This is a genomic window from Herbaspirillum autotrophicum (assembly GCF_001189915.1).
GTDB lineage: Bacteria > Pseudomonadota > Gammaproteobacteria > Burkholderiales > Burkholderiaceae_D > Herbaspirillum > Herbaspirillum autotrophicum.
In genome coordinates, this window is the sequence record NZ_LFLS01000044.1 from 17835 (window position 1) to 39450 (window position 21616).

At 57.3% G+C, this 21616-nt stretch carries 27 protein-coding genes; 11 read left to right on the forward strand and 16 right to left on the reverse strand.

Annotation, left to right across the window (positions count from 1 at the left end; all coding sequences use genetic code 11):
- Window positions 1-42: 42 nt before the first annotated feature.
- The 10 genes from rpoE to AKL27_RS24350 all read right to left on the reverse strand — a co-directional run bounded on the left by rpoE (window position 43) and on the right by AKL27_RS24350 (window position 7683).
- Window positions 43-645: an RNA polymerase sigma factor RpoE gene (gene rpoE, locus AKL27_RS24310; protein ID WP_050465469.1), complete on the reverse strand. Its 603-nt coding sequence runs from the start codon at window positions 643-645 to the stop codon at window positions 43-45.
- Between the two features lie 82 nt (window positions 646-727).
- The gene (locus tag AKL27_RS24315; protein ID WP_050465470.1) at window positions 728-1234 is read right to left on the reverse strand and encodes a protein YgfX; all 507 of its coding nucleotides are present in this window, start codon (window positions 1232-1234) and stop codon (window positions 728-730) included.
- Window positions 1235-1290: 56 nt separating this feature from the next.
- On the reverse strand, window positions 1291-2532 hold the full coding sequence (gene fabF / locus AKL27_RS24320; protein WP_050465471.1) for a beta-ketoacyl-ACP synthase II: 1242 nt from the start codon (window positions 2530-2532) through the stop codon (window positions 1291-1293).
- Between the two features lie 30 nt (window positions 2533-2562).
- Window positions 2563-2802, reverse strand: coding sequence for an acyl carrier protein (gene acpP / locus AKL27_RS24325; protein WP_007881445.1), 240 nt, complete (start codon window positions 2800-2802; stop codon window positions 2563-2565).
- 125 nt (window positions 2803-2927) lie between these two features.
- Window positions 2928-3683, reverse strand: a complete 756-nt coding sequence (gene fabG, locus AKL27_RS24330; protein WP_050465472.1) for a 3-oxoacyl-ACP reductase FabG — start codon at window positions 3681-3683, stop codon at window positions 2928-2930.
- The gene (fabD, locus tag AKL27_RS24335) at window positions 3680-4612 is read right to left on the reverse strand and encodes an ACP S-malonyltransferase (protein WP_050465473.1); all 933 of its coding nucleotides are present in this window, start codon (window positions 4610-4612) and stop codon (window positions 3680-3682) included. Before fabD ends, fabG begins: the two co-directional genes overlap by 4 nt.
- A 57-nt stretch (window positions 4613-4669) precedes the next feature.
- On the reverse strand, window positions 4670-5656 hold the full coding sequence (locus AKL27_RS24340; RefSeq protein WP_050465474.1) for a beta-ketoacyl-ACP synthase III: 987 nt from the start codon (window positions 5654-5656) through the stop codon (window positions 4670-4672).
- Window positions 5653-6753, reverse strand: coding sequence for a phosphate acyltransferase PlsX (plsX, locus tag AKL27_RS24345; RefSeq protein ID WP_050465475.1), 1101 nt, complete (start codon window positions 6751-6753; stop codon window positions 5653-5655). The genes AKL27_RS24340 and plsX overlap by 4 nt, the downstream gene beginning before the upstream one ends.
- Window positions 6754-6899: 146 nt before the next feature.
- Complete coding sequence (gene rpmF, locus AKL27_RS27320) at window positions 6900-7082, reverse strand: 50S ribosomal protein L32 (protein ID WP_083439269.1); 183 nt, start codon at window positions 7080-7082, stop codon at window positions 6900-6902.
- 109 nt (window positions 7083-7191) lie between these two features.
- Window positions 7192-7683: a YceD family protein gene (locus tag AKL27_RS24350; protein WP_198156073.1), complete on the reverse strand. Its 492-nt coding sequence runs from the start codon at window positions 7681-7683 to the stop codon at window positions 7192-7194.
- Between the two features lie 104 nt (window positions 7684-7787).
- On the opposite strand from AKL27_RS24350, the gene AKL27_RS24355 reads away from it, so the two are divergent.
- A complete protein-coding gene (locus AKL27_RS24355; RefSeq protein ID WP_050465477.1) occupies window positions 7788-8399 on the forward strand; it encodes a Maf-like protein in 612 nt (203 codons plus the stop codon).
- A gap of 36 nt (window positions 8400-8435) precedes the next feature.
- Here AKL27_RS24355 and AKL27_RS27325 read toward each other — a convergent pair whose 3' ends face one another.
- The 3 genes from AKL27_RS27325 to AKL27_RS24360 form a co-directional block, all read right to left on the reverse strand.
- Window positions 8436-8627, reverse strand: a complete 192-nt coding sequence (locus AKL27_RS27325; RefSeq protein WP_083439271.1) for a DUF1289 domain-containing protein — start codon at window positions 8625-8627, stop codon at window positions 8436-8438.
- 276 nt (window positions 8628-8903) lie between these two features.
- Window positions 8904-9032: a hypothetical protein gene (locus AKL27_RS28705; RefSeq protein ID WP_269749273.1), complete on the reverse strand. Its 129-nt coding sequence runs from the start codon at window positions 9030-9032 to the stop codon at window positions 8904-8906.
- A 101-nt stretch (window positions 9033-9133) separates the two neighbouring features.
- Entirely contained in the window at window positions 9134-10333 is a 1200-nt protein-coding gene (locus AKL27_RS24360) for an HPP family protein (protein ID WP_050465478.1), read from the reverse strand.
- 103 nt (window positions 10334-10436) lie between these two features.
- Here AKL27_RS24360 and AKL27_RS24365 point away from each other — a divergent pair, with 103 nt between their 5' ends.
- Window positions 10437-10862, forward strand: coding sequence for a MarR family winged helix-turn-helix transcriptional regulator (locus tag AKL27_RS24365; RefSeq protein WP_050465479.1), 426 nt, complete (start codon window positions 10437-10439; stop codon window positions 10860-10862).
- Between the two features lie 17 nt (window positions 10863-10879).
- Here the strand turns inward: AKL27_RS24365 and AKL27_RS24370 are convergent, their stop codons facing one another.
- Window positions 10880-12649, reverse strand: coding sequence for a GGDEF domain-containing protein (locus tag AKL27_RS24370; protein WP_050465480.1), 1770 nt, complete (start codon window positions 12647-12649; stop codon window positions 10880-10882).
- Window positions 12650-13177: 528 nt separating this feature from the next.
- On the opposite strand from AKL27_RS24370, the gene AKL27_RS24375 reads away from it, so the two are divergent.
- From AKL27_RS24375 to AKL27_RS24395, 5 genes are all read left to right on the forward strand, one after another.
- Window positions 13178-14002 (forward strand): tetratricopeptide repeat protein, encoded by an 825-nt coding sequence (locus tag AKL27_RS24375; RefSeq protein WP_198156074.1) that lies wholly within the window; start codon window positions 13178-13180, stop codon window positions 14000-14002.
- Window positions 14003-14061: 59 nt separating this feature from the next.
- Window positions 14062-14565: a MotA/TolQ/ExbB proton channel family protein gene (locus AKL27_RS24380; protein ID WP_050465481.1), complete on the forward strand. Its 504-nt coding sequence runs from the start codon at window positions 14062-14064 to the stop codon at window positions 14563-14565.
- Window positions 14562-14873, forward strand: a complete 312-nt coding sequence (locus AKL27_RS24385; RefSeq protein WP_050465482.1) for a DUF2149 domain-containing protein — start codon at window positions 14562-14564, stop codon at window positions 14871-14873. Before AKL27_RS24380 ends, AKL27_RS24385 begins: the two co-directional genes overlap by 4 nt.
- A 100-nt stretch (window positions 14874-14973) precedes the next feature.
- Window positions 14974-16374, forward strand: coding sequence for a sensor histidine kinase (locus AKL27_RS24390; protein WP_083439272.1), 1401 nt, complete (start codon window positions 14974-14976; stop codon window positions 16372-16374).
- Window positions 16371-17000 (forward strand): response regulator, encoded by a 630-nt coding sequence (locus AKL27_RS24395; protein ID WP_050465485.1) that lies wholly within the window; start codon window positions 16371-16373, stop codon window positions 16998-17000. The genes AKL27_RS24390 and AKL27_RS24395 overlap by 4 nt, the downstream gene beginning before the upstream one ends.
- On the opposite strand, the gene AKL27_RS24400 is transcribed toward AKL27_RS24395, so the two are convergent.
- Complete coding sequence (locus AKL27_RS24400; protein WP_050465486.1) at window positions 16997-17446, reverse strand: cupin domain-containing protein; 450 nt, start codon at window positions 17444-17446, stop codon at window positions 16997-16999. The two genes, AKL27_RS24395 and AKL27_RS24400, sit on opposite strands and share 4 nt — an antisense overlap.
- Window positions 17447-17827: 381 nt before the next feature.
- Between AKL27_RS24400 and AKL27_RS24405 the strand changes: the two genes are divergently transcribed.
- Window positions 17828-18010, forward strand: a complete 183-nt coding sequence (locus AKL27_RS24405) for a hypothetical protein (protein ID WP_050465487.1) — start codon at window positions 17828-17830, stop codon at window positions 18008-18010.
- A 110-nt stretch (window positions 18011-18120) separates the two neighbouring features.
- On the opposite strand, the gene ptsJ is transcribed toward AKL27_RS24405, so the two are convergent.
- Window positions 18121-19419: a MocR-like B6 salvage transcription factor PtsJ gene (gene ptsJ, locus AKL27_RS24410; protein ID WP_050465488.1), complete on the reverse strand. Its 1299-nt coding sequence runs from the start codon at window positions 19417-19419 to the stop codon at window positions 18121-18123.
- A gap of 56 nt (window positions 19420-19475) precedes the next feature.
- On the opposite strand from ptsJ, the gene AKL27_RS24415 reads away from it, so the two are divergent.
- The 3 genes from AKL27_RS24415 to AKL27_RS24425 all read left to right on the forward strand — a co-directional run bounded on the left by AKL27_RS24415 (window position 19476) and on the right by AKL27_RS24425 (window position 21606).
- Window positions 19476-20285 (forward strand): YggS family pyridoxal phosphate-dependent enzyme, encoded by an 810-nt coding sequence (locus tag AKL27_RS24415; RefSeq protein WP_050465489.1) that lies wholly within the window; start codon window positions 19476-19478, stop codon window positions 20283-20285.
- 70 nt (window positions 20286-20355) lie between these two features.
- A complete protein-coding gene (locus AKL27_RS24420) occupies window positions 20356-21000 on the forward strand; it encodes an FMN-binding negative transcriptional regulator (RefSeq protein ID WP_050465490.1) in 645 nt (214 codons plus the stop codon).
- 207 nt (window positions 21001-21207) lie between these two features.
- Entirely contained in the window at window positions 21208-21606 is a 399-nt protein-coding gene (locus AKL27_RS24425) for a DUF3224 domain-containing protein (RefSeq protein ID WP_050465491.1), read from the forward strand.
- The last annotated feature ends 10 nt before the right edge of the window (window positions 21607-21616 follow it).

Genomic DNA, 21616 nt, shown 5'->3' on the forward strand with positions numbered 1-21616 from the left:
AATTAATCGCTCGGTTCCATCACCCAAAATTATCTTTATCAATCACCAGCGCTTGTCGAGTGCAGTGCCCAATAAAGGTCTCAGCTTGTCAGCAATAGCTTCCCGCGCTCTGAAAATACGACTGCGCACCGTGCCGATGGGGCATCCCATTGCTTCAGCAATTTCGTCATAACTCAATCCTTCGATCTCGCGCAATGTGATTGCAGTGCGCAATTCCTCAGGTAAAGCTTCCATCGCCACATTAACGGTTTGCGCTATTTGCTTGGTAGCAAGCATCGACTCCGGCGTGTTGATGTCCCTTAGGTGCTCGCCATCGTCAAAAGTTTCAGCTTCTTCTGCATCGGCTTCAGTTGAGGTCGGCGCCCGGCGTCCGAGCGTCACCAGATAGTTTTTCGCCGTGTTGATGCCAATCCGGTACAGCCAGGTATAAAACGCGGAATCGCCGCGAAATTGGGGCAAGGCGCGATAAGCCTTGATGAATGCTTCCTGCACGACGTCCTCGGCTTCCGCCTGGTCGCGCACCAGCCGCGAAACAAGTCGCATCAGCTTTCTTTGATACTTGGCAACCAATAGTTCGAACGCCTTCTTGTCGCCACGCTGTACGCGCTCGACAAGCAGCTGATCTATTTCGCGTTCCGTCGTCAAATTCAGTTTCCTTGTTTTTCTGCTACTTGCGCGTGAATCAATTCATTGACACATGGCAACATCATGATTGCAGGCAAGCGCGTCACCTTTCGTGAATTGTATGCTCAATAATCTGACTATTGTGGCTGGCCGCCCAACGGCACGCAACTTTCAATGCCTTGAAGGTTTCTTTCGAGACCGAATCCGGCAAAATCGGAACAATTCTGGTGCCGCCGCCTTCAAGCCGCAGGCGCAACAGCAGCAAACCGGACCAGATCGTCGAGCCTGGCAGCAACTGCGCCAGTCCACCCTTCATTACTTGCCGGGCGAGCTTGGCATTGCCTTGCTGACGATGCTCCACCAGCCGGATTTGTCCGGTGCCGGATATGTGGAGCCACACCGTGCGCCGGCTGCGCAATACACAATAAAATCCGAGCGCTGCCGCCAGCAGCGTTATCAGCACCAGCGCCAGCCGCCACCAGAGTGGCCAGCGTGCCGTCAATAGCAAACCGGCAGCCACGCCACCCAAGGCAAAACCCGCCGACAGCGTGGCCATGATGACAAGAAGCAGGCGAGAAGGCTTGATATCCGCAGATACTGCTATCGACATAAGATCCGGAACAAAAGGCAAACCTCGGCTTTCACCTGAAAGCCGAGAAAAACACTTTACATCTTGCCGAAGACCAATGTGCCGTTGGTACCACCGAATCCAAATGAATTCTTGACGGCAATATCAATTTTCATATCACGCGCCTGGTTAGCACAATAATCGAGATCACATTCCGGATCCTGATTGACGATGTTAATCGTGGGAGGGGATATTTGATGATGCAAGGCAAGTACGGTAAAGACCGACTCCAGCCCGCCTGCGCCACCGAGCAAATGACCTGTCATTGACTTGGTGGAGTTGACGACCATCTTGTAAGCATGATCGCCGAAAGCGGCCTTGATGGCATCGGTTTCATTCTTGTCGCCGAGCGGCGTGGAAGTGCCGTGCGCATTCAGGTACTGCACCTGATCACCGTTGATACCGGCATCGCGCAAAGCGGAAAGCACACAACGACGCGGACCGTCCAGATTCGGTGCGGTGATGTGATAAGCATCGCCACTCATGCCGAAACCAAGCAGCTCGGCATAAATCTTGGCACCACGTGCCTTGGCATGCTCATACTCTTCCAGCATCATCACGCCGGCGCCCTCGCCGAGCACGAAGCCATCTCGGTCCTTGTCCCACGGGCGCGAAGCAGTGGCCGGATCGTCATTGCGCGTCGACAATGCACGCGCCGAGGCGAAGCCACCAATACCGAGCGGCGATACGCTCGATTCGGCACCACCTGCAATCATCACATCGGCATCGCCGTACTGAATCATGCGGCCGGCAGCGCCAATGCAGTGCAAGCCTGTCGTGCACGCTGTCACGATTGCGAGATTGGGGCCCTTAAGACCGTATTTGATCGACAAGTTGCCCGAAATCATGTTGATGATAGAGGCAGGAATGAAGAATGGACTGATGCGGCGCGGGCCGCGATTGGTCAGTTCTTCATGCGTTTGTTCGATCAGGGGCAAACCACCGATGCCGGAGCCGATGATGACACCGATACGCTCGGCGTTTTCTTCGGTAACTACCAGGCCGCTGTCCTGCATGGCCTGCATCCCTGCCGCCATGCCGTAATGGATAAAGGTATCCATGTGACGGGCTTCCTTGGCAGGAATGTAGTCCTCGATATTGAAACCCTTCACTTCACCCGCAAAGTGGGTGGTGAAAGGCGTCGCATCGAACTTTGTGATGGTGGCAATGCCCGACTTACCCTCTTTGACTGCACCCCACGCGTCGGCAATGGTATTGCCAACAGGTGAAATGCACCCCAGACCGGTAATGACTACACGACGTTCACGTGAGCGGCTCAAGCAATTCTCCTAGAGTCGTTCAAAACCAGCTTAGGCCTTGACGTGTGCCTTGGCGTAATCGATCGCCTGTTGCACGGTTGTAATTTTTTCAGCTTGTTCGTCCGGAATTTCCATTTCGAACTCATCTTCCAGTGCCATCACCAACTCAACTGTATCGAGCGAGTCTGCACCCAGATCGTCAACAAAAGAAGATTCGGTCTTGATGTCTGCTTCAGCGACGCCCAGTTGTTCAGCGACGATCTTTTTAACGCGTTGTTCGATATCGGACATGTTGTGCCTCCAGTGGATAGGTTACAAAAGTGCGCGCATTTTATCAGGTTTGCGCGCCAAAAATTTACTTTTAAGTATTCTTAACAAGAATAAGTAAGTTGCTGCCAAAAGCGCCTGAGCACCCTTTAACTCATGTACATGCCGCCATTGACGTGCAAGGTTGTGCCAGTGATGTATGCAGCCTGCGATGATGCCAGAAAGGCCACCGCTGCCGCCACATCTTCCGGCGCTCCCAGACGTCCCAGCGGGATTTGCTGCAGCAAGGCGGCGGTCTGCTGCTCGCTCAGGGCCTTGGTCATATCGGTATCGATAAAACCGGGCGCGATGCAATTGACAGTGATGTTGCGGCTGCCGATTTCACGCGCCAGCGCACGGCTCATGCCTGCCACGCCAGCCTTGGCTGCAGCGTAATTCATTTGCCCCGGATTGCCGGCCGAGCCGACCACCGAAGTGATGTTGATGATACGACCATGCCTGGCCTTCATCATGCCGCGCAATACCGCGCGCGACAAGCGCCCCACCGCGGTCAGATTGGTCGAGATGACACTGTCCCACTCCTCATCCTTCATCCGCATTGCCAGCTGATCTTGCGTGATGCCGGCATTATTGACGAGGATAGCGAGACTGCCGAATTCTTTTTGCACATCCTCAATGACCGCGACACATGCCGCACCATCATTGACATTCAGAACGACGCCCTTGCCGCAGCCAGGCTGCAGCGCTTCCAGATAGTCGGTGATGGCGGCAGCACCGGCAGCCGAAGTTGCCGTGCCGACCACTTTTGCACCCTGACGCACCAATTCCTGGGCGATGGCACGACCAATGCCGCGCGACGCGCCGGTGACCAGAGCCACTTGATTCTGCAGATTTTGAGCGCTCATTTCAACAATTCCAATACTTTATCCAAAGAAGCCTGATCGACAATCGCATCGCCGATCAAATCACCATTGATCCGCTTGCTCAGTCCGGTCAGGACCTTGCCCGGACCACACTCGATGACATGCGTAACCTGCTCTGCCGACATCTTTTGCACCGTCTCGACCCAACGCACGGCACTGGCCGCCTGACGCACCAGCGCATCCTTGATGGCTGCAGGATCACTGACGATGGCAACATCAACGTTGTTGATCAGCGGAATCTGCGGCGCGGCAAAGGCAACATTGGCCAGATAGGTTTGCAGACGGTCCGAGGCCGGCTTGAGCAACGACGAATGGAACGGTGCCGAAACCGGCAGCGTCAAGGCACGCTTGGCGCCCTTGCCCTTGGCAACTTCACAAGCACGCTCAACGGCGGCCTTGTGACCGGCAATCACCACCTGCGCCGGCGCATTGAAGTTGACCGCTTCGACAACCTCACCTTGCGCCGCTTCGATACAGGCCGCGCGCACATCCTCATCGGACAAGCCGAGAATGGCCGCCATTCCGCCCTGACCGACCGGCACAGCTTCCTGCATTGCCTGCGCCCGAAAGCGCACCAGCGGCACCGCATCCTTAAATGCGATCACACCGGCAGCTACCAGCGCCGAATATTCACCAAGACTATGTCCCGCGACCAGCGCCGGCACCGATCCGCCTGCTGCCAGCCAGGCCCGATAAAACGCCACCGCTGCCGTCAACATGACCGGCTGAGTATTGGTGGTGAGATCGAGATCTTCCTTCGGACCTTCGGCAATCAATTTGCCCAGATCGAATTGCAGCGCATCGGAGGCCTCTGCCACGGTTGCCTTGACTACAGCATTATCAGCGAAGCCATTCAGCATGCCGATTGCCTGCGAACCCTGACCTGGAAATACAAAAGCGAATTTTGTCATGCGTATATCGTAATCAAAAAATTATTCGAGTTATTCTGTAGCACCCAGCCCCGGATTTTACATCCTGGCGAGCACCGCACCCCAGGTAAAGCCGCCGCCGACACCTTCCATCAACACGGTCTGCCCGGCTTTCACGCGACCATCACGCACCGCATGATCGAGCGCCAGCGGAATCGATGCTGCCGAAGTATTGCCATGCTCACCAAGCGTAATTACCATTTTTTCCAATGGCAAACCCAGCTTTTTCGCGGTGCCCTGCATGATGCGCAAATTGGCTTGATGCGGTATCAGCCAATCCACCTCAGATGCGTCGACACCGGCGCTTTGCAATGCCTCACGCGCAACTTTATCGAGCACTGATACGGCCAGCTTGAAGACCGCCGGACCATCCATATGCAAGAAAGCACTGCCAGCCAGCGCGCCATTGCTGACGCTGCCCGGCACACAAAGGATGTCGCCGTGACTGCCATCGGCATGCAGCTTTGCCGCCAAAATACCCGGCTCGCCGGAGGCCGTCATGACAACCGCACCGGCACCGTCACCGAACAGGACGCAGGTGGTACGGTCTTCGAAATTGAGAATACGGGAAAAGACTTCCGTGCCGATCACCAGCACTTTTTTGTGGGCGCCGGATTTGATGAAACTGTCCGCCACTGTCATGGCATAGACGAAACCGCTGCACACCGCCTGCACATCCATCGCCGGCGCGCCGTTGGTGATGCCGAGCTTGCGCTGCACCACACAGGCGGTACTGGGGAATCCACCCAAATGGTCGGGCGTGGACGTGGCCAGAATGATCAGGTCCAGATCACCCGGCTGCAAGCCGGCCATGTCAAGCGCGCGCTGTGCAGCAATGACTGCCAGATCGCTCGACAGCACATCATCTTCAGCATAGTGGCGCGCGGAAATACCGCTGCGCGAAACAATCCACTCATCCGAAGTTTCAATGCCCTTCTCGGCCAATTGCTTCGCCAAATCGTCGTTGGTCACACGCTTGGGTGGCAAATAGCTGCCGGTTCCGACAATTTTGCTATAGAGAGTCATACCGTTTTCTGTTCTGTTGATTCGGTTGGTTCAATCGATGATGCCGCGCGTCCCTGCGCATGCAACGCCTCCACCTGCGGGATCAATTCTGCCATCGTCGCGGTAATACGCGACAGCACATCATACTTCGCGGCATCATACGCGCGCCTGATGGCCCATTCAAAAGCATAAACATCGGCGCCACCGTGACTCTTGAATACCAATCCGCGCAGACCCAGCAAACTGGCACCATTGTAACGAGAAGGATTGAGACGACGCGACAATGCCTTGATGGCGCCATACGCAATCAAGGCACCCAGCTTGTTGAATATGCCCTTCTTGAACTCGGTCGTCAAAACACTCTTGACGAAGCGCCCCAACCCCTCGGATGCCTTCAGCGTGACATTGCCGACAAAGCCGTCGCAGACAACAATGTCTGTCGTGCCTTCGAAAATATCATTGCCTTCGACATTACCGTAGAAGTTGAGTATGCCCTTTTCGTGATCCGCGTGCAGCAACTCGGCAGTATGCTTGACAAGATCATTGCCTTTGATTTCTTCCTCGCCGACATTGAGCAGCCCCACCGTTGGCTTGGGCTTGCCCTCCATCGCGGAAACCAGCGCCGACCCCATCAGTGCAAACTGATGCAAGTGCTGCGGTTCGCAATCGACGTTCGCACCCAGATCCAGCATATAAGTGGGGCCGTCTTTCTGATTCGGAAGAATGGTGCAGATCGCCGGACGATCGACGCCGGGAATCGTTTTCAGCACATAGCGGGATACCGCCATCAACGCACCGGTATTGCCGGCCGATACTGCAGCCTGCGCCCGACCATCCTTGACCATGTTGATCGCAACACGCATGGATGAGTCTTTTTTACGGCGCAACGCCACCTCCACGGAATCATCCATGGTGACGACTTCGGATGCAGCTTGAATGGAAATGCGAGGATGATTTACCAGCTTGTGCTTTTTCAGCGCAGCGAGCAAGACCTCTTCCTGGCCAACCAATATCAGTTCGGCATCAGGTTCATGATGAAGGAAAGAGATTGCGGCAGGAACGGTGACAGACGGGCCATGATCGCCGCCCATACAGTCGATAGAAATTTTGATGGTCATTGTTTTGATTCAGAGCCTTGCCAACCCACATTATGGGGCAGATTTGGCGCGATTCAAAATGACGCGCTAAGCCGATTTTGCATATGAAAAGCGGCGCCAAGTGAGAAACTCATTGCGCCGCATTCCGCCATAAACAGCAAGGCTGATTACTCGTCGTTCTTAGTCTTCAGAACTTTACGCCCACGGTAGAAACCGTTAGGGCTGATGTGGTGACGCAGATGCGTTTCGCCAGTTGTTGGTTCAACGGCCAGCGGAGGCGCAACCAGAAAATCGTGTGCACGATGCATACCGCGCTTGGATGGGGTCTTTTTGTTTTGCTGAACAGCCATGATAACTCCTAAACCTTAAGTTCTAAAATTTTAACATATCCGGCCAGCAAACTGACTGCCCAACCGAGAAACTTTATATTTCGCAAGCCTGAGACTTGCGCGCACTTTACTACTTTAAATTTTTCAGCACCGAAAACGGCGACTCCTTCTTGGCCTGCAGCAACTCACTCACCCCGGCATCAGGACAAACATCGTGCTTGGGCGCCACTGGCAATGCCAGCAAAGCCTCATCCTCGACCAGAGAACCAACATCCAGAGCCGAAGTGCCAACAATAACGTCAATCGCATCGTTATCAAGCATTTGCTCGATAGCATCAGCATCAGCATCATCCCTGGCGAGCAGCAGAACCGATTCCGAAGCAATCTCGAACGGCAAGGCATTCAGACAACGCTGACACACCAGATTGACCGTGCCGGAAACCGACAATGCCAACTGCAAGTGCCCATACTTGTCAGAACCACCCACGACAGACCAGGAAATGGTACCGGACTGATCAACAGACTCAGCCGACAACCTGCTCAGATCGCTTACCGCAAACGCGCCTTGGGCGCGCTCTTTCAGCCGACTGAACTCAAATGCGTCAATCACAAAAGCACTCATGGCGAAAGCAGAATTCGGAAAACCTGCGATAATAACAGCGTTTCCCCTTATCAGTCAAAGCCTTAGCGCATTTTGACGTTCATCCCCGTTACCTTTTACGCACGATGCCCGCTTCGCCCTCATTTCCACGCCTGATTCTGGCCTCCGGCTCCGCCTATCGCAAAGAATTGCTGTCGCGTTTGCGCTTGCCATTCGATGTCATCGTCCCCGCCATTGATGAAACGCCGCTGACAGGAGAGGCGCCGGAAGCGACCGCATTGCGACTGGCGCGCGAAAAAGCCCGGGCTGTTGCAAAGACGACACCAGATGCATTGATCATCGGCTCGGATCAGGTAGCAACACTGGACGGCGAACAGATCGGCAAGCCCGGCAACCATCAAAACGCATTGAAGCAATTGCAAAAGATGCGCGGCCGCCGCGTCGTTTTCCATACTGCCCTATGCCTCTGGGATAGCCGCAACAACCATGCGAGCGCAGCACAACTGATCAATATCCAGACTTTTGTCACGTTTCGCGACTTGGCCGATGCCGAACTGGATGCCTATCTGCGCATCGAGCAGCCATACGATTGCGCCGGCAGCGCCAAGAATGAGGGATTGGGCATCGCCATCCTCGAAAGAATCGACAGCAGCGATCCGACCGCACTCACCGGACTGCCACTGATCGCGCTGAGCGACATGCTGCGCCGGGCCGGCGTATTGTTTTTCACCAATTAACGCAGTTGCCGGCATTGCCGCCGCGCTACCGATTGCCTACCCCTGGCGGCGCGGATATCCCTCTGCCAGAATCCGCTCCCACACCACGTCTTTTTCTTCCTGCGTCATGAACACCCACTGAGAAACCTCCACGACGGTACGGCCACAACCGCGACAGACATCGTCGAACGTGGTTGAGCAAACGGCAACACATGGCGTATCAGGGCGAACGGGAGGTGTTTGAGACATGGGGCAGGCATCTTTACAAAAACTGCGGCAATATTGCCCGCACATCTTACCAAGAAGCACGAAGTCGCATACGACGGACAAAAAAAAGCCCGCGAACCTGAGGCTGCGGGCTAAATCCAATTCTTTAGGAGGAAATTGGAGGAGACAGGTGCAACTATATCGATCGCCGAACGCGATGTCCGCTTTATTCTGGCGATATGTGATATTCACAAATCGCATAACGAGCGCATCAACAACCCGACCAACTCTTTACCTCACTACCGCTGCCCGTCGCGCCTAGCGCCGCCCCGCGGCATCCGGCACCACGTGCGAATCCCCCGCCACCGTAGGTTTCGGCATCTGATCCTTGCGTTCGCACGCCGACAACAAACCCGCCAACACCAGCAACATCAACATAATGCGCATGATTATTCTCCTTGTGTCTCCTCCACCTATCGACCGCACGCCGTGACCGGCATGCCGCTCTTCTTGCTCTCTTGATTTTAGATACGGCACCGGCAAATGGTTCAGCCGGCCGGGATTGCGCTTTCCGGATTGCGCGCCTGCCCCAGATTGTTTTCATACAACGCCGCAATCATGTCTGAACGGCTGACCATGCCCACCAGCCGCCGGTCGTCGTCGATCACCGGCACCTGATGCACGCCACCGTCAGTCATCAAGCCAACCAATTGCACAATCGGCAAGTCTCTGGCAACGGTCTTGACGTCGACGCTCATGATTTGCCCGACCACCTCCGGCTTGGCGGAATGACTGTGGTGCGCGCGTCGCAGCAATGCCTGCAAGGCTGCCCGCAATCCACTATAGGCCGGTGGCGCAGCATGATGCAAAAAGTCGGTGCGGGTGATGATGCCGATCACTCGCCGCGCCCGGTCCAGCACCGGCATGGCCTTGAGTTTGTGTCGCAGCATCAGTTGCCAGGCGTCTTCCAGTTCGGTGGCAAATTCGACCGCCACGATATCGCCCGACATGATGTCGCCGCACACGGTTTCGCCAAACCGGCGGCGATACGCCAGCATTTCTGTCTGCAGGAAAATTTCTTCCAGATCATCGCGGCTGATATCGAGCACCTGGTTATAGCGCTGCAAGACGATATCCAGATCTTCGTGGGTAAATCCCAGACGCTCAATCGGCAAACTGTCTTGCGTGTGATGCGGATTGCGATGCTCGGTCTGCTGCGCATGCGGATAACGGCGGCCGGTGGCATTGTTGAAAAACAAGGCGGCGCACAATAACAAAAAAGAATTGACTGCCACCGGCGCCAGCACGAAAGAAAATCCCATCGCATGAATGGCCGGCCCGCCCAATACCGCGGTCAGCGCCACCGCGCCACTGGGCGGATGGATGCAGCGCAACGCGAACATGGCACCAATTGCCAGCGCAATCGCCAAGGCCGCCGCCAGCATTGGCGCGTCCACCATTTGCGCGCAGGCAACACCAATCGTGGCCGCCACCAGATTGCCGCCGATGACGGACCACGGCTGCGCCAGCGGACTGGCCGGCACCGCGAACAGCAAGACCGCCGACGCCCCCATCGGCGCAATCAGCCAGGCACTGTGGTAACTCGCCGGCAACACCAGATAACTCAGCAAACCCGCCGTCAAGATACCGAACAAGGCACCGGCGCAGGCGCGCATGCGCTCGAAGCGATCGACGGCAGTTCGTTGCGGAAGAAAACTTCTGGACCAGAGCAGGATAGAATCGCGCATGCTTTATCTACTTGGAGATAATGGGAAAACCGCCATTACATCACAAGATGATATATTTTGCCGTCAATCGTTCCGGCGCATCGTTGCGCCCCGCAAAACCACAATGACCACTCCTGCCCGTCTGCACAAAGAAGATTTCGAAGCACTGTCCGAATTCCGCTACCAATTGCGCCGCTTTATCCGCTTCAGCGAAGAAGCTGCGCAAGGCGAAGGACTGACGCCGCTGCAATATTTGCTCATGCTGCATATCAAGGGGTTTCCCGGCCGCGAATGGGCCAGCATCGGAGAATTGGCGGAACGCCTGCAATCACAGCACCACGGCGTGGTAGCGCTGGTCACCCGGTGCGAAAAGGCTGGACTGGTGAGTCGCACCCAGGACGACAAGGACAAGCGACTGGTTCAGGTGCATCTGACCACCAGTGGCGAGCAGTACCTGCAACGACTGGCAGCACTGCATCGCGATGAACTGCATTCACTGTCGAATGTATTTCAGGTGTCGCATATTTCGGCATTCAATGACCGTGACTGAAGCCGTAAACCGCAAGCTCAGTCAGACACCGGGGCAAATGTCGACGCTCCCATGCGGGTTGCGCGCACGACGCAATTGCGACCGCGGTGCTTGGCGTCGTACAGTGCCTCGTCGGCCAGACTGATCAAATGATCGAGACTTTCGTCACCGGCCAGTGCGGCGACACCGAAACTGGCGGTCACCTGTATCAGTTGTCCGTCGCCCAGATCCACTGTCTGCGCGGCCAGCGCCAGCCGCAATTTTTCCGCGACGGCAATGCCCTGCTCAAGATCGGCTTCGGGCAATAACAGGATGAATTCCTCGCCGCCGTAACGCGCAAAAATATCCACCTTGCGCAACAAGCGTCCCACCAATTTCACCACGCCACGCAAGACTTCGTCACCGGCAATATGGCCGTGCGCATCGTTGATCTGCTTGAAGTAATCGATATCCAGCAAGATCAGCGTCAGATTGCGCTGATAGCGTTGCGCTACCGCCAGTTGCTGTTCGCTGTAGGAAAAAAAGGCGCGCCGGTTCAGCGCCCCGGTAAGGAAATCGGTATTCGATGAGGTCTGCAACTGGGCAATCAATTCTTCCCGCTCACGCGCCAGACTGATGCGCTCGATACTGCGATGCTTCAGCACCTTGAGCGCCTGCAACATGGCGCCAATTTCATCAGGGTGACGCGGCGGCGGAATTTTCACGTCGAGATTGCCATCTCCGAGTTGCTTGACCAGCTTGGTAGCGAACAATACCGGTCCGACCACCCGCTTGCGCACCACATACATCAGCACGAACAAAAACAGAAAGCTCAGTGCCACCATCGTCAGCACGCCGAGCAGCAACTTGCCGGCCTGACGATGACGCGCTTCTGCCAACGCCGTCACTTCAATCATGAGGATATCGCGCAAGCGCAGCAGCGGCGTCATGCGCGGTACGTAATACTCAGCCAGTGCACCGGTAGTCATGCCATAGTTTCCCGAATTCAACCCCACTTGCCGCAGGCGGTCCAGAAATGGGATGGCGTCACCGAAATACATACGATCAACTACCAGCAACGCTTCTTTGAATTGGACGTTGTTTTGTGCGCCGCGCAGGCGCGTATCCATCAAGGTCCGCAACTGCTCAATCCGACCGTAAAGCTTGCCGATTTCAATCACTTCGTTCTGGGTCAGTGGTCGCTGCGCGACCAGCGGCGCCGTAAATCTGGACCCGACCTGACCGGCATATTCACGCAAACTGGCAGCCACCCGCACGCCGGTCAACCCATCCAGCAATTCGGGATCGGCCTGCGTCACGATGACCGACAAATCGCCCAGCGTCGCCACCATCAACGGCACCACCGCCAACATGCCATCAACTGCTACCGTCACTTCCTGCGAAGTACGTCGCGCCAATGGCATGGCACACAAACGATCCACTGCTTGCCGCGCCGACAGCAACACCCGGCGCGCTTGCTCGGTACGCTCAACGATGCGCTGCGTTTGTGATGACAGATCCGGCGTCTGACGCAAATCCGCCAGCAATCCCGTCAGTGCCACATCGCTCTCGGACCGCGCACGTTGCAGACGCACCAGAGAAGCGGTCGGATCGGACACGCCGCTGCCGAGGCAAGCATTGCTCGGACCGCGTTCGAATGACACCTTTTCCAACGCCACCAATCCCAGTTGCACCGTGCGCATCGCATCCATGCTGTATGCGCCGCGCTTGTAGGTGCCCCATTCGACGACCACGATTCTGACCGCGAGCGCCGAAAACAGCAGCATCAACGCTATCGAGATAAGCCAGAACAGGCGGTTCAATGACATCAAGAAATCCCGGAATACCCGTTACCACGGGCGAAAGAAAACATGTTCCCACCTGCCGTCTGGCTTGAGGCGACCTGATGCCGCCAGCCTGCAACCGCTCGATGCAATCCGGCGGATCGCTGAGGCCCCGGCAAAACAGGGATGTTTTTGCAAAGTCCGCAATTATAGTTCAGCTTGTCTTTTTTGCTCAATTTTTAGGCAAGCAAACAAAAGATTTATTCCGCAACCGATGGCAAAGAACAACGTTGCCTCATGGAAATGAAAACCGCCACTCTCAGGTATCAGCAGTCCCGGTCCGGCATGCATCACGACGATCTGCCGCCTCTTCTTGGCGGGACCGGCTCACGATACGGGCAGCAGCGGGCAAATTGCCTGCCGTGCGTCGGGAAGTTTGCTCTTTTCGACAATGACACGCGTCACTAAGCTGTACTGATCGGCTGCCAGCCATCCTCCAACAAAGGTCCCGTAATGTCGTTATCCGCAACGCGTCTGCTGCCCATGTATTTATTGCTCGCCTTCGGAGTGAGCTTGCAGCTCCCCTCTGCCGCCGAAAACAGTTTCTGCGGCGCTGCCGCCAGCACAGGAGAAGTCAGCGACCTGTCACTCGAACATGCCATCCGGCAACCGGCCAGCATGGTGACCTGCAGCCAGGGATATTTCCTGGAAAAGTGCGGCGATCACGAAAACGCCAATAAGGTCTTCGACAAGTGCATCGCCGCCGGTTACGCCGGCGCCATGATCTGGAAAGCCCTGCTGCTGGATGATGGCGCCGGTGTCGAACAAGACTTGCCCAAGGCCGCCGAGCTGCTGCACCGTGCCGCCATCAGCGGCGATCCCGCCTATGGTCCGGTCGGCAAGATGCACTATGCCACCGTGCTGTATCTCGGCAGAGGCGTGACGCAAGACCGGGCGGAAGCCATGAAGTGGTTTCAAGCCGCCGCTGCCGAAGGCAATCCGGAAGCCAAAGATTTTCTCGCGACCAATTACCACACCGGCTATCGCGATCAGCAAGGCATGGGTGCCGGCACACCGACCAGCGCCGCACTGGCCCCCCTCGCCAACGCGGTATCAGAAGAGCGTCACGCGGTGCCGGCATTGCGCCGTAATGCCGTTGCCATGCGCGCAGATCAAGGAACATCCGCGCCGATCCTGCCGCCGGCATCTCCATTACCACCGGCAACAGCAATAACGCCGACGACACCGCCGCAAGCAATTCAGGGTCAGCAACTGGCGTTGCGCACATCGCCGACACCATCCTCCGCCACCGGTGCATCGGTGCTGCTGATTGCCTTGCTGCTGATCAGTTTTGCGTTCGGCGCGCTGCGCAAGAAGCGCCGGCGCCGGGTACGCTGATATTCGCAGTCCGCCACAAAACAGCCGCCTCACTCACCTCGTCAACCATCGCCATCTCCATGCCATCATTCATTCAAGATCCCGGCCGCGCCCTCGAACATTTGATGTTCGGACTCGGCCAGCTATTCCTGTTGCCGACGCTGCTCACCATCACCGCATTGTTTCTGTATGCCTTCTATGCGCTCGGCGCATTCAGCTGGCAAGCATGGCAACGCCGCCAGGGGGATCCGGCCGGCTTTGAATTGCAGCAGCTCAGGCAGATCGCCCCGCACACCAGCCATGCCGATCTGGAAGCAGCAGCCGTCAGCCGGCTGGAACCGGTGCGCATCATCACGCGCGTAATGCCGATGCTGGGACTGGTGGCCACCATGATTCCGATGGGACCGGCCCTCAAGGCGCTCGGAGATGGGCAACTCAGCGAAGTCGCCAGCAACCTGATGCTGGCCTTCTCGGCCGTGATTCTGGCACTGATCGCTACCGCCATTACTTACCCTATTGCCCATGTGCGGCGCCGCTGGTACGCCAGCGATCTGCGCCGGCTGGAACAGGAAACACAAGCATGAAACTGACGCTTGCCATCGATGATGACAGCGATGATCCGATGCTGTCGCTGGTCAATCTGATTGATGTGTTGCTGGTCGTGATAGCGGCCCTGTTGCTGTGCATCGCCAACAATCCCTTGCAACCATTGAGCCGGGACAAGGTCACCGTGATCCGCAATGCCGGCCAGCCGGATATGGAAATCATCACTATGGAGGGCAAGCAGATTCAACGCTTTCGTGCCGACGGCAAGACGGGCAGCGGCCAGGGCAGCAAGGCCGGCACCGCATATCGGATGGCGGACGGCTCACTGGTTTACGTCCCCGACTGACATCACCGGGCCGGGCCCGATGCGAAGCCGCTGCATGTCGGGCAAATTTCCCGCCGATATTGCGGCATACTTTGCGACATTGCCGCTCCCGATGCCAACCATGCTTACCGTTACTGCCCAGCGCCCGCTCGATCTCAAACGCCAATTGCTGGTCCGCGTCAGCCTGTTCGCGCTGATCGTGCTGCTGCTCGGCAGCAGCGTAACGCTACTGGAAACGCGGTATCGGGTAAGGGCCGACATCCAGCGTACCGGCGACGTCATCCGGCAGTTGATCAGCGCTGAAATCAATCGCAACAGCCAGCCCTATGACCGCAGCCTGCGCGACATCAACGTCGATCTGGGGTTGCTGGAACCGATTGGCAATCTGCTTGGATTCTGCATCAGCATGACCGATATTTACGCCCACGTGGTCGAGCAACGTTGCTTCAACAATCGCACCAATCCGCCGCAATCGCTGACCGCCCTGATGCGCGTAGTGATTGGCAGCGACGCCGCGTACCACGCCGGCATCGGTCAATATCCGGGCATCGCGGTCGGGCAATTGGCGGTCACGCCCGATTACGCCAGCGAAGCCCTGCAACTGACCACCAAACTGGGCCAGTTGCTGGCGCTCAGCATTCTGATTCTGTTGCTGAGCTTCTTTGTCTATCGCCCGGTACGCAATGCGCTGGCGCCCTCGCAAGCCATTCTGGAAACGCTGGATCGCATGGATCGCGGTGATTTGCGCGCACGCATGCCGGCCTTTGCACTGATCGAACTGAGTCGCATCAGCAGCGGTTTCAACCGGCTGGCAGACCGCTTGCAAAACACCATCCGCAATCAGCAACGACTCGCGCATCGCCTGCTCTCGGTCCGGGAAGAAGAACGCCAGCATCTGGCGCGGGAATTGCACGATGAATTCGGTCAGTATCTGGCTTCGCTCAATGCCGAAGCGGCATTCGCCCGTGAGCTCGCCGACGAGCAATTGCCGGACCTGCGCCCGTGCGCCGATGCCATCGCAAGGACTTCCAGCCACATGATGGAAACGCTGCAACAAATCCTGCATCGCTTGCGTCCCGTCGGACTGGAAGAGTTCGGCCTGCATTCCAGCCTGCAGCAACTGCTCGCCGGCTGGAACCAGCGTTGTCGCGAACAGACGGTATTTACACTCGACGTCAGCGGTGATGCGGACGGCATGCCCGACGATATCAACGTCAGCATCTATCGGATCGTGCAGGAAAGTCTTACCAATGCTATCCGGCACGGCATGGCGAGTGCCGTGGAAGTCCGCTTGCAACGTCACGACAACCACCTGTTGCTGACGATCAATGACAATGGCCGGCAAGCGGCGTCACGCGCACCAACGCCTGCCATGAAAAAATCAGGCGGCTTCGGTCTGCTCGGCATGGAGGAACGCGTACTGGCACTCGGCGGCGAATTGTCATTCCACCAGAATGCCGGCAGCGGCAGCAGCGTCAAGGTACGGCTGCCGCTGCCGGCCGGCGAGGAAGATCAGGCATGATCAGCATTCTCCTGGTTGACGATCACGCAGTAGTGCGCGAAGGGTATCGCCGCTTGCTGGAACGCCGTGCCGACTTGCAGATCGAGGCCGAAGCCGGCAGCGCCGACGAAGCCCTCGACTATCTCCGCAAAGCCACACCCGATGTGATCGTGCTCGATCTTTCACTGCCCGGCATGGGTGGTATCGAACTGACCCGCCGCATCATGCAGCGCACACCGAATGCCCGCATCCTGGTGTTCAGCATGCATCGCAACCAGCTGTTCGCGGCGCAAGCGATCCGTTCCGGTGCGCTTGGCTACATCACCAAAAGCAGCAGCCCCGAGCTATTGATCCAGGCAGTCTACAAAGTGGCCGCAGGCGGCAAGATGCTGAGCCCGGATATCGCGCCGGAAATCGCGCTGTCCTTATTGGAAGGCGAAACCAACCCGGCTGCCGAACTGAGTCCGCGCGAATTCGAAATTCTGCGCCTGCTGCTCGACAGCCGCAGCGTCGAGCAGATTGGCGACATCCTCAACATCAGCCCCAAGACCGTGCAAAATGCGCACTATCAGATCAAATCCAAACTCGGCGTCAAAACCGATATTGAACTCACCAAACTGGCCATGAAACTGAAACTGATCGATTAGTGTCGGCCATTGCCATCCGGCTGCGCCCGATACAGGCCGATGAATTCCTGCATGCCGAGCGCAACCAGCAGATTGCCATCATCATCCAGCACTTCATACAAAACACCGTCGCTGCCACGAATGCTGAACAGGACTACCACATCCTGATCGCCGCCCCCTTCCCGATGCGGCTCTGCGCTCGGCGGGCTGACGGTATAGCTGCCGGTCGCACGCACTTCCTTCAGCTCGCCGTTGCGCTCATAAAGCCGGTGCTCGCCTTGAACCACGAACGTATTGTTGTGCGCCACATGGCGATGCAGCACGATTTGCTGGCGCGCGGCAAATCTGAACAACACATCGACGATCTTGTTTGGCTCGTCGATGTCGAGAATGGAATAATGCAAATGGTCAAAGCCGGCCAGGGTATTCCACTGAATATGGCGGTCGTCAAAAGTACCGGGGTTCATGATGTCATTTTCCGTTGGTGAACTGCATGCGAAAGCATCCGTCTTCGCAATCCGGCGCCCGCACGCTTGATGGCAGGCACCGCACCACTATAGTCAACAGTCATCAGCGAAACATCAGCAAATTACCCGCCGGCACATGTGCAATATGCCCGCCGGAAACACCGGCGTCGTTTCTGTGCGGTGCGGACATTACAGTTTTACAACACTGGATTCCGGCTTTCCAAAAAGCAATACCGGCATCACACCGGCTGCAGCTGCCGCCGCGCGGCAATACCCGATGACGCAGTGACGGCCGCGATCACGGTCACAAAAGTAATACACTGACAACGAATCCAGTCATGTTAAATTGCGTAGCACATGCTTATCCCAACCGGAGGCCATATGAACAAGGCAGATGCTTTGCATGAAGCAAAAAATGCGCTTTTCGAGATCATCAAGGAGCAGCCGAATCTGCTGTCCTATGCCGGTCTGGCCACCAATGAAAAGCATGGCGAGAATGCCGCGAAATTCTGCATCTCGTTTATCGAAACTTACGGCGCATGGCTGGAAACCCAGGCCAAGTAGCCGTCGTTTCTTGCTGGCAGCAGTCCCGCAGCCGCGAACCGGCACGTTGCCATCTCTGGCCTTGCCGGCCGGAGTTGCATTCTGTTTGCTGACTCCCTGCCGGCAAGCGCTCATTCATCCAGACACTGCCGCAGATCGGCAGCAAAGCTGACGGCCTGACCGTCTTGCATGGTCGATACCGTAATGCGCAATGCCTGCACCCGCCCTTGCACATCAAACGAATCGCCGCTGCGCACCAGCCAGCCCCGCCGCGCCAGCCGATGCGCGACCTCGCGTGCATCCTGCTGCAACGGAATCCAGAGATTGAAGCCATCGGCGCCGGCGGTGGCCGTGATGCCCTGCGCCTGCAAGGCTTGGCGCAACTCGCGGCGACGCGCCGTATAGGCCGCCTTGGCCGCACCAATGCCGGCCGCCACCGCCGGCGCGGTCAGACAGACGCCGACCAGATCCTGCAATAAATGACTGACCCAGGTCATGCCCGGCGCCAGCCGCAGACGCAAACGTTGTGCCGTCATGGCGTCACTGGCAACGAATGCCAGCCGCAAATCCGGGCCGAGCGCTTTGGAGACCGAACGGATCAGGGCCCAGCGGTGGGTCGACGGCGGAATGATGGAGTGATAGGCGGAGTCGCACAACAAGGCGAAATGATCATCAACGATCACCAGCACATGCGGAAATTTTTTCAGCACGCGGCGCAAGGCCGTGGCCCGCGCTGCCGTCAGGCTGCAGCCGGTCGGATTGTGTGCGCGCGGCGTGATCAAGACCGCCTGCGCGCCGCGTTGCAAGATATTTTCCAACGCCTGCGGCAGCATGCCCTGCTCATCAATCTCAACCCCGGTCGCCTGCAGGCCGGCGATGCGCAAGGCATTGATGGTGCCAAGAAAACACGGTTCTTCCACCGCGATGCGATCCCCGGCCGCCAGATGCGCAGCAGCCAGCCGTTCAATGCCATCCACCGCGCCATGACTCAGTTCCACCTGATAACCGGGCGGACAATCGCCATCGAACCAGCCAGCGGCCAGTTGCTGCAATTCCGCATTGATCGTTGCCGCCCCGTATAACCGCGGCGGCCGCTCCAGTTGCGACAACAATTCTGCCGCGCGCGGCAGCCATGCCGGATTCGGATTGCCGCTGGCCAGATCGATGAGCGGCGAATCGGCGCCAGTCCCCTCCTGCTCTCCGGGTGTCGCCTGCCAGCAAATCGTGGTTCCCAATCGCCCTTGCGTCATGGCGATACCGGACGCCGTCAAACGCTTGTAAGCAGCCGCAACGGTATTGCGATTGACATCCAGTGCAATCGCCAGATCGCGTACCGGCGGCAATGTCTGCCCGGAAACGATACGCCCCGATTGCACCAGCTCGCGCACATTCTCAAAAATTTCTGACGCTGAATTACCCTTGATTTCCATTTTGTCCTATGACAATATAAGATAACATCCATGACAATCTATTCTAAGCGCTCGCCGTGACTTCTGCCACTCCACATTCATCTGCCGCCGGTGCGCATTATCCGCCGGCGCGCACCGTCGAAGATTTCCAGCGCAATCTGGCGGCGGTACGCTTGCGCATGGCCCAAGCATGTCTGCGTGTCGGCCGCGATCCGGCCAGTGTGCGCCTGCTGCCGGTCAGCAAGACTATCGATGAAGCACGCATCCGTCTGTCGTATGTCGCCGGCTGCCGCGAACTCGGTGAAAACAAGGTACAGGAAACCTTTCACAAATGGGAAGCGATGGCAGATCTGACCGACCTGCGCTGGTCGGTGATCGGCCATTTGCAAACCAACAAGGCCAAACTGGTCGCGCGTTGCGCCAGCGAATTCCAGGCACTCGACAGTCTGCGGGTCGCCGAGGCGCTGGAACGCCGGTTGCAGATCGAAGGCCGCGGACTGGACGTTTTCGTGCAAATCAATACGTCCGGAGAAGCCAGCAAGTACGGCCTGCAACCCGCTGAAGCCGCCAACTTCATTCAGGCGCTCGCGCCATTTTCGGCATTGCGCGTGCGTGGCTTGATGACGCTGGCGCTGCTGTCGGCCGAGACTGAAAAAGTACGTACCTGTTTTACGCTACTGCGCACATTACGCGAACAATTGCGCCAATCCTGCCCCGCCAGCGTCAGCCTCGACGAACTCTCAATGGGCATGTCAGGCGATTTCGAAACTGCCATCGAAGAAGGTGCGACCGTGGTGCGGGTTGGTCAAGCCATTTATGGCGCCCGCAACACACCTGACCATTATTACTGGCCGGACGCGATTGACGCCGCGCCATCAATAACCTGAACCGCCGGCGGGCGCAACACGCCTTCGTTTCAAACAGCACGAACACTGACACATTTCAAAGGACGCTCTCGTGTACATTCCTCCGCACTTCGCCGAACACCGCACCGAAGAAATCCATCGCATCATCACCACCCATCCGCTCGGCGTACTGGTGGTGAATGGCCCGGCCGGGCTCGACGCCAGCCACATCCCGTTCGACTTCGATGCCGCCAGCGGTGAACATGGCAGCTTGCTGGCGCACATCGCGCGCAGGAATCCCCTATGGCAAGACAGCAAGGATGGGGATGACGTCATGGTGATTTTCCGCGGTACGGATGCTTACGTTTCACCCAACTGGTATCCGAGCAAACACGAATTCCACCGGCAGGTACCGACCTGGAATTATCAAGTGGTGCATGTGCACGGCAAGCTGCGCATTCGCGACGATGAAAAATTCCTGCGCCGGGTGGTGGCCCGTCTGACGCGTACCCATGAAGCCCGCTCCGGCCAGGAAAAGCCGTGGAAGATGGGGGATTCCGAGCCGGAATATATCGACCGCATGCTGGCCGCCATCGTCGGCATTGAAATCGATATCGAACGCTTCACTGCCGTCTCCAAACTCAATCAGCACAAAGACGAACGCGACCGCCTCGGCGTTGTGCAGGGCTTGCAGGGGCTGGGCCAGAATGACGCCGCCGAAGCCATGCTGCAGGCCGTGATTCCGCCCAAATCCTAAGCACTGATGCCGGGCGGCATCTTCAGGACGCAAACGCATGCCTTGACGACTTTGCGCGAAAAATGGATGCGTATCGCTGTAATATTGTCCGCGTATGCCAACAGGCTCAGCACACTCAAAGCCTTATGACGATAGCGCATATTGCGACACCATTGTCCCTGTCGGATACAGCGAAAACAACTTGCTCCTTATTTCGAGAAACACGCCATGACCAGCACACAAGCAACCGGCCCTTTTGAAGTCAAGCTGAATCCCGAACCGCTGAGCGACATTGCCGGCAAAACAGGCTTGGGCCGCCTGTCCCTCGACAAGAAATTTCAAGGCGACCTCGAGGCCGTCAGCCAAGGCGAAATGCTCTCTTTCCGCAGCAGCGTGCAGGGTTCGGCGGGCTACGTGGCGATGGAGACCGTCACCGGCACGCTGCATGGCCGCCACGGCAGTTTTGTGTTGCAGCACAGCGCGACGATGACGCAAGGCGTGCCGGAGCAGTCAATTACCGTGGTACCCGATTCAGGCACCGGTGAACTGGCAGGACTGAGCGGCCGCCTGCTGATTACTATCGAGGAAGGTCAGCATGCTTACCGGTTTGATTACACACTGCCCTGAACGCACTTGG